Annotated in this window: 5 protein-coding genes and 2 pseudogenes; 6 read left to right on the forward strand and 1 reads right to left on the reverse strand. The window is 49.2% G+C overall.

What is annotated here, in order from left to right:
- The coding region (locus tag R7Q48_RS23665; RefSeq protein ID WP_318132537.1) for a phage integrase N-terminal SAM-like domain-containing protein at positions 1 to 614 on the reverse strand (614 nt) is incomplete at its 3' end.
- A gap of 145 nt (positions 615 to 759) precedes the next feature.
- Here R7Q48_RS23665 and aadB point away from each other — a divergent pair.
- The 6 genes and pseudogenes from aadB to R7Q48_RS23695 form a co-directional block, all read left to right on the forward strand.
- Complete coding sequence (gene aadB / locus R7Q48_RS23670) at positions 760 to 1,293, forward strand: aminoglycoside nucleotidyltransferase ANT(2'')-Ia (protein WP_000381802.1); 534 nt, start codon at positions 760 to 762, stop codon at positions 1,291 to 1,293.
- A 254-nt stretch (positions 1,294 to 1,547) separates the two neighbouring features.
- Positions 1,548 to 2,807, forward strand: coding sequence for a chloramphenicol efflux MFS transporter CmlA5 (locus R7Q48_RS23675; RefSeq protein WP_012300772.1), 1,260 nt, complete (start codon positions 1,548 to 1,550; stop codon positions 2,805 to 2,807).
- Between the two features lie 264 nt (positions 2,808 to 3,071).
- Positions 3,072 to 3,872, forward strand: a complete 801-nt coding sequence (locus R7Q48_RS23680) for an oxacillin-hydrolyzing class D beta-lactamase OXA-10 (RefSeq protein WP_000846390.1) — start codon at positions 3,072 to 3,074, stop codon at positions 3,870 to 3,872.
- Between the two features lie 16 nt (positions 3,873 to 3,888).
- Positions 3,889 to 4,727 (forward strand): annotated as a pseudogene (aadA1, locus tag R7Q48_RS23685) (ANT(3'')-Ia family aminoglycoside nucleotidyltransferase AadA1).
- A 43-nt stretch (positions 4,728 to 4,770) separates the two neighbouring features.
- Positions 4,771 to 5,670, forward strand: a complete 900-nt coding sequence (locus tag R7Q48_RS23690; RefSeq protein WP_000706731.1) for an inhibitor-resistant extended-spectrum class A beta-lactamase VEB-1 — start codon at positions 4,771 to 4,773, stop codon at positions 5,668 to 5,670.
- A 144-nt stretch (positions 5,671 to 5,814) separates the two neighbouring features.
- Positions 5,815 to 6,081: pseudogene (locus tag R7Q48_RS23695) on the forward strand (nucleotidyltransferase domain-containing protein); the annotation flags it as partial.
- Positions 6,082 to 6,146 lie beyond the last annotated feature (65 nt).

Here is a 6,146-nt window from a genome sequence, read left to right on the forward strand (position 1 = left end):
GGTAAGCAGAGTTTTTGAAATGTAAGGCCTTTGAATAAGACAAAAGGCTGCCTCATCGCTAACTTTGCAACAGTGCCCATCAAGGCCCGATCCTTGGAGCCCTTGCCCTCCCGCACGATGATCGTGCCGTGATCGAAATCCAGATCCTTGACCCGCAGTTGCAAACCCTCACTGATCCGCATGCCCGTTCCATACAGAAGCTGGGCGAACAAACGATGCTCGCCTTCCAGAAAACCGAGGATGCGAACCACTTCATCCGGGGTCAGCACCACCGGCAAGCGCCGCGACGGCCGAGGTCTTCCGATCTCCTGAAGCCAGGGCAGATCCGTGCACAGCACCTTGCCGTAGAAGAACAGCAAGGCCGCCAATGCCTGACGATGCGTGGAGACCGAAACCTTGCGCTCGTTCGCCAGCCAGGACAGAAATGCCTCGACTTCGCTGCTGCCCAAGGTTGCCGGGTGACGCACACCGTGGAAACGGATGAAGGCACGAACCCAGTGGACATAAGCCTGTTCGGTTCGTAAACTGTAATGCAAGTAGCGTATGCGCTCACGCAACTGGTCCAGAACCTTGACCGAACGCAGCGGTGGTAACGGCGCAGTGGCGGTTTTCATGGCTTGTTATGACTGTTTTTTTGTACAGTCTATGCCTCGGGCATCCAAGCAGCAAGCGCGTTACGCCGTGGGTCGATGTTTGATGTTATGGAGCAGCAACGATGTTACGCAGCAGGGCAGTCGCCCTAAAACAAAGTTAGGCCGCATGGACACAACGCAGGTCACATTGATACACAAAATTCTAGCTGCGGCAGATGAGCGAAATCTGCCGCTCTGGATCGGTGGGGGCTGGGCGATCGATGCACGGCTAGGGCGTGTAACACGCAAGCACGATGATATTGATCTGACGTTTCCCGGCGAGAGGCGCGGCGAGCTCGAGGCAATAGTTGAAATGCTCGGCGGGCGCGTCATGGAGGAGTTGGACTATGGATTCTTAGCGGAGATCGGGGATGAGTTACTTGACTGCGAACCTGCTTGGTGGGCAGACGAAGCGTATGAAATCGCGGAGGCTCCGCAGGGCTCGTGCCCAGAGGCGGCTGAGGGCGTCATCGCCGGGCGGCCAGTCCGTTGTAACAGCTGGGAGGCGATCATCTGGGATTACTTTTACTATGCCGATGAAGTACCACCAGTGGACTGGCCTACAAAGCACATAGAGTCCTACAGGCTCGCATGCACCTCACTCGGGGCGGAAAAGGTTGAGGTCTTGCGTGCCGCTTTCAGGTCGCGATATGCGGCCTAACAATTCGTCCAAGCCGACGCCGCTTCGCGGCGCGGCTTAACTCAGGTGTTGGGCGCACAATAAGGCTCCTCGCAGAGTTGCTTGAAAGTTGTTACGATTCAAATTCAATCATGAGATAGTCAGCAGATGAGCACTTCCAAGAACGCAGACAAGTAAGCCGCAGCAACCTTCATTTTTCGGTTGTTGCGGCGTTCTCATGAATCCTTTTGCTCTACGGGAGCGCCGCCAAATCCTTTGTTCAAGGAGATGGTTTCGTGCGCTCAAAAAACTTTAGTTGGCGGTACTCCCTTGCCGCCACGGTGTTGTTGTTATCACCGTTCGATTTATTGGCATCACTCGGCATGGACATGTACTTGCCAGCAGTGCCGTTTATGCCAAACGCGCTTGGTACGACAGCGAGCACAATTCAGCTTACGCTGACAACGTACTTGGTCATGATTGGTGCCGGTCAGCTCTTGTTTGGACCGCTATCGGACCGACTGGGGCGCCGCCCCGTTCTACTGGGAGGTGGCCTCGCCTACGTTGTGGCGTCAATGGGCCTCGCTCTTACGTCATCGGCTGAAGTCTTTCTGGGGCTTCGGATTCTTCAGGCTTGTGGTGCCTCGGCGTGCCTTGTTTCCACATTTGCAACAGTACGTGACATTTACGCAGGTCGCGAGGAAAGTAATGTCATTTACGGCATACTCGGATCCATGCTGGCCATGGTCCCGGCGGTAGGCCCATTGCTCGGAGCGCTCGTCGACATGTGGCTTGGGTGGCGGGCTATCTTTGCGTTTCTAGGTTTGGGCATGATCGCTGCATCTGCAGCAGCGTGGCGATTCTGGCCTGAAACCCGGGTGCAACGAGTTGCGGGCTTGCAATGGTCGCAGCTGCTACTCCCCGTTAAGTGCCTGAACTTCTGGTTGTACACGTTGTGTTACGCCGCTGGAATGGGTAGCTTCTTCGTCTTTTTCTCCATTGCGCCCGGACTAATGATGGGCAGGCAAGGTGTGTCTCAGCTTGGCTTCAGCCTGCTGTTCGCCACAGTGGCAATTGCCATGGTGTTTACGGCTCGTTTTATGGGGCGTGTGATACCCAAGTGGGGCAGCCCAAGTGTCTTGCGAATGGGAATGGGATGCCTGATAGCTGGAGCAGTATTGCTTGCCATCACCGAAATATGGGCTTCGCAGTCCGTGTTAGGCTTTATTGCTCCAATGTGGCTAGTGGGTATTGGTGTCGCCACAGCGGTATCTGTGTCGCCCAATGGCGCTCTTCGAGGATTCGACCATGTTGCTGGAACGGTCACGGCAGTCTACTTCTGCTTGGGCGGTGTACTGCTAGGAAGCATCGGAACGTTGATCATTTCGCTGTTGCCGCGCAACACGGCTTGGCCGGTTGTCGTGTACTGTTTGACCCTTGCAACAGTCGTGCTCGGTCTGTCTTGTGTTTCCCGAGTGAAGGGCTCTCGCGGCCAGGGGGAGCATGATGTGGTCGCGCTACAAAGTGCGGAAAGTACATCAAATCCCAATCGTTGAGAGAATGTGGCAAGCTATCGCCCAACAAATCGCTGCAGCCGACCCAAAACCGCTACGCGGTTTCGGTCGGCTGAGCTCAGGCGTTAGGCCTCGCCGAAGCGAAAGATCGCTACTTGAAGTGTTGACGCCTTTGTTTTAAAGTTTCGCGTCTATCTTTCTGATTTTGTTAAAAAATCAGACTTTGATTAATCATGTTAGACGTCAGAGGTATTTTGACTTAAACGCCTCTGAGGTCGAATTAACGTTAGCCACCAAGAAGGTGCCATGAAAACATTTGCCGCATATGTAATTATCGCGTGTCTTTCGAGTACGGCATTAGCTGGTTCAATTACAGAAAATACGTCTTGGAACAAAGAGTTCTCTGCCGAAGCCGTCAATGGTGTCTTCGTGCTTTGTAAAAGTAGCAGTAAATCCTGCGCTACCAATGACTTAGCTCGTGCATCAAAGGAATATCTTCCAGCATCAACATTTAAGATCCCCAACGCAATTATCGGCCTAGAAACTGGTGTCATAAAGAATGAGCATCAGGTTTTCAAATGGGACGGAAAGCCAAGAGCCATGAAGCAATGGGAAAGAGACTTGACCTTAAGAGGGGCAATACAAGTTTCAGCTGTTCCCGTATTTCAACAAATCGCCAGAGAAGTTGGCGAAGTAAGAATGCAGAAATACCTTAAAAAATTTTCCTATGGCAACCAGAATATCAGTGGTGGCATTGACAAATTCTGGTTGGAAGGCCAGCTTAGAATTTCCGCAGTTAATCAAGTGGAGTTTCTAGAGTCTCTATATTTAAATAAATTGTCAGCATCTAAAGAAAACCAGCTAATAGTAAAAGAGGCTTTGGTAACGGAGGCGGCACCTGAATATCTAGTGCATTCAAAAACTGGTTTTTCTGGTGTGGGAACTGAGTCAAATCCTGGTGTCGCATGGTGGGTTGGGTGGGTTGAGAAGGAGACAGAGGTTTACTTTTTCGCCTTTAACATGGATATAGACAACGAAAGTAAGTTGCCGCTAAGAAAATCCATTCCCACCAAAATCATGGAAAGTGAGGGCATCATTGGTGGCTAAAACAAAGTTAAACATCATGAGGGAAGTGGTGATCGCCGAAGTATCGACTCAACTATCAGAGGTAGTTGGCGTCATCGAGCGCCATCTCGAACCGACGTTGCTGGCCGTACATTTGTACGGCTCCGCAGTGGATGGCGGCCTGAAGCCACACAGTGATATTGATTTGCTGGTTACGGTGACCGTAAGGCTTGATGAAACAACGCGGCGAGCTTTGATCAACGACCTTTTGGAAACTTCGGCTTCCCCTGGAGAGAGCGAGATTCTCCGCGCTGTAGAAGTCACCATTGTTGTGCACGACGACATCATTCCGTGGCGTTATCCAGCTAAGCGCGAACTGCAATTTGGAGAATGGCAGCGCAATGACATTCTTGCAGGTATCTTCGAGCCAGCCACGATCGACATTGATCTGGCTATCTTGCTGACAAAAGCAAGAGAACATAGCGTTGCCTTGGTAGGTCCAGCGGCGGAGGAACTCTTTGATCCGGTTCCTGAACAGGATCTATTTGAGGCGCTAAATGAAACCTTAACGCTATGGAACTCGCCGCCCGACTGGGCTGGCGATGAGCGAAATGTAGTGCTTACGTTGTCCCGCATTTGGTACAGCGCAGTAACCGGCAAAATCGCGCCGAAGGATGTCGCTGCCGACTGGGCAATGGAGCGCCTGCCGGCCCAGTATCAGCCCGTCATACTTGAAGCTAGACAGGCTTATCTTGGACAAGAAGAAGATCGCTTGGCCTCCCGCGCAGATCAGTTGGAAGAATTTGTTCACTACGTGAAAGGCGAGATCACCAAGGTAGTCGGCAAATAATGTCTAACAATTCGTTCAAGCCGACGCCGCTTCGCGGCGCGGCTTAACTCAAGCGTTAGCGGTAATTTAACCAGATAGGAGTACAGACATATGAAAATCGTAAAAAGGATATTATTAGTATTGTTAAGTTTATTTTTTACAATTGTGTATTCAAATGCTCAAACTGACAACTTAACTTTGAAAATTGAGAATGTTTTAAAGGCAAAAAATGCCAGAATAGGAGTAGCAATATTCAACAGCAATGAGAAGGATACTTTGAAGATTAATAACGACTTCCATTTCCCGATGCAAAGCGTTATGAAATTTCCGATTGCTTTAGCCGTTTTGTCTGAGATAGATAAAGGGAATCTTTCTTTTGAACAAAAAATAGAGATTACCCCTCAAGACCTTTTGCCTAAAACGTGGAGTCCGATTAAAGAGGAATTCCCTAATGGAACAACTTTGACGATTGAACAAATACTAAATTATACAGTATCAGAGAGCGACAATATTGGTTGTGATATTTTGCTAAAATTAATCGGAGGAACTGATTCTGTTCAAAAATTCTTGAATGCTAATCATTTCACTGATATTTCAATCAAAGCAAACGAAGAACAAATGCACAAGGATTGGAATACCCAATATCAAAATTGGGCAACCCCAACAGCGATGAACAAACTGTTAATAGATACTTATAATAATAAGAACCAATTACTTTCTAAAAAAAGTTATGATTTTATTTGGAAAATTATGAGAGAAACAACAACAGGAAGTAACCGATTAAAAGGACAATTACCAAAGAATACAATTGTTGCTCATAAAACAGGGACTTCCGGAATAAATAATGGAATTGCAGCAGCCACTAATGATGTTGGGGTAATTACTTTACCGAATGGACAATTAATTTTTATAAGCGTATTTGTTGCAGAGTCCAAAGAAACTTCGGAAATTAATGAAAAGATTATTTCAGACATTGCAAAAATAACGTGGAATTACTATTTGAATAAATAAAAAACTACCGCTAACACTGGCTCATAGGCAATGGCGGGTTGAAGTGCAATTTGCAAAGTCGGTAGCCCGCCCGAGCGTTTTCTCGGTTTGACAGGAAAGGCTCACGCAAACCGCCACTGCCCATAGCCCAAACCGTTAGGCCGCATGGACACAACGCAGGTCACATTGATACACAAAATTCTAGCTGCGGCAGATGAGCGAAATCTGCCGCTCTGGATCGGTGGGGGCTGGGCGATCGATGCACGGCTAGGGCGTGTAACACGCAAGCACGATGATATTGATCTGACGTTTCCCGGCGAGAGGCGCGGCGAGCTCGAGGCAATAGTTGAAATGCTCGGCGGGCGCGTCATGGAGGAGTTGGACTATGGATTCTTAGCGGAGATCGGGGATGAGTTACTTGGTAATCCCCCCGAAAAACTGAGGTGCTCATAAGTAGAATTTTCTCGTATCTTGAACGCAGGAGGTTCTACATGAAA

The sequence above is a fragment of the Vibrio sp. 378 genome, assembly GCF_033339435.1.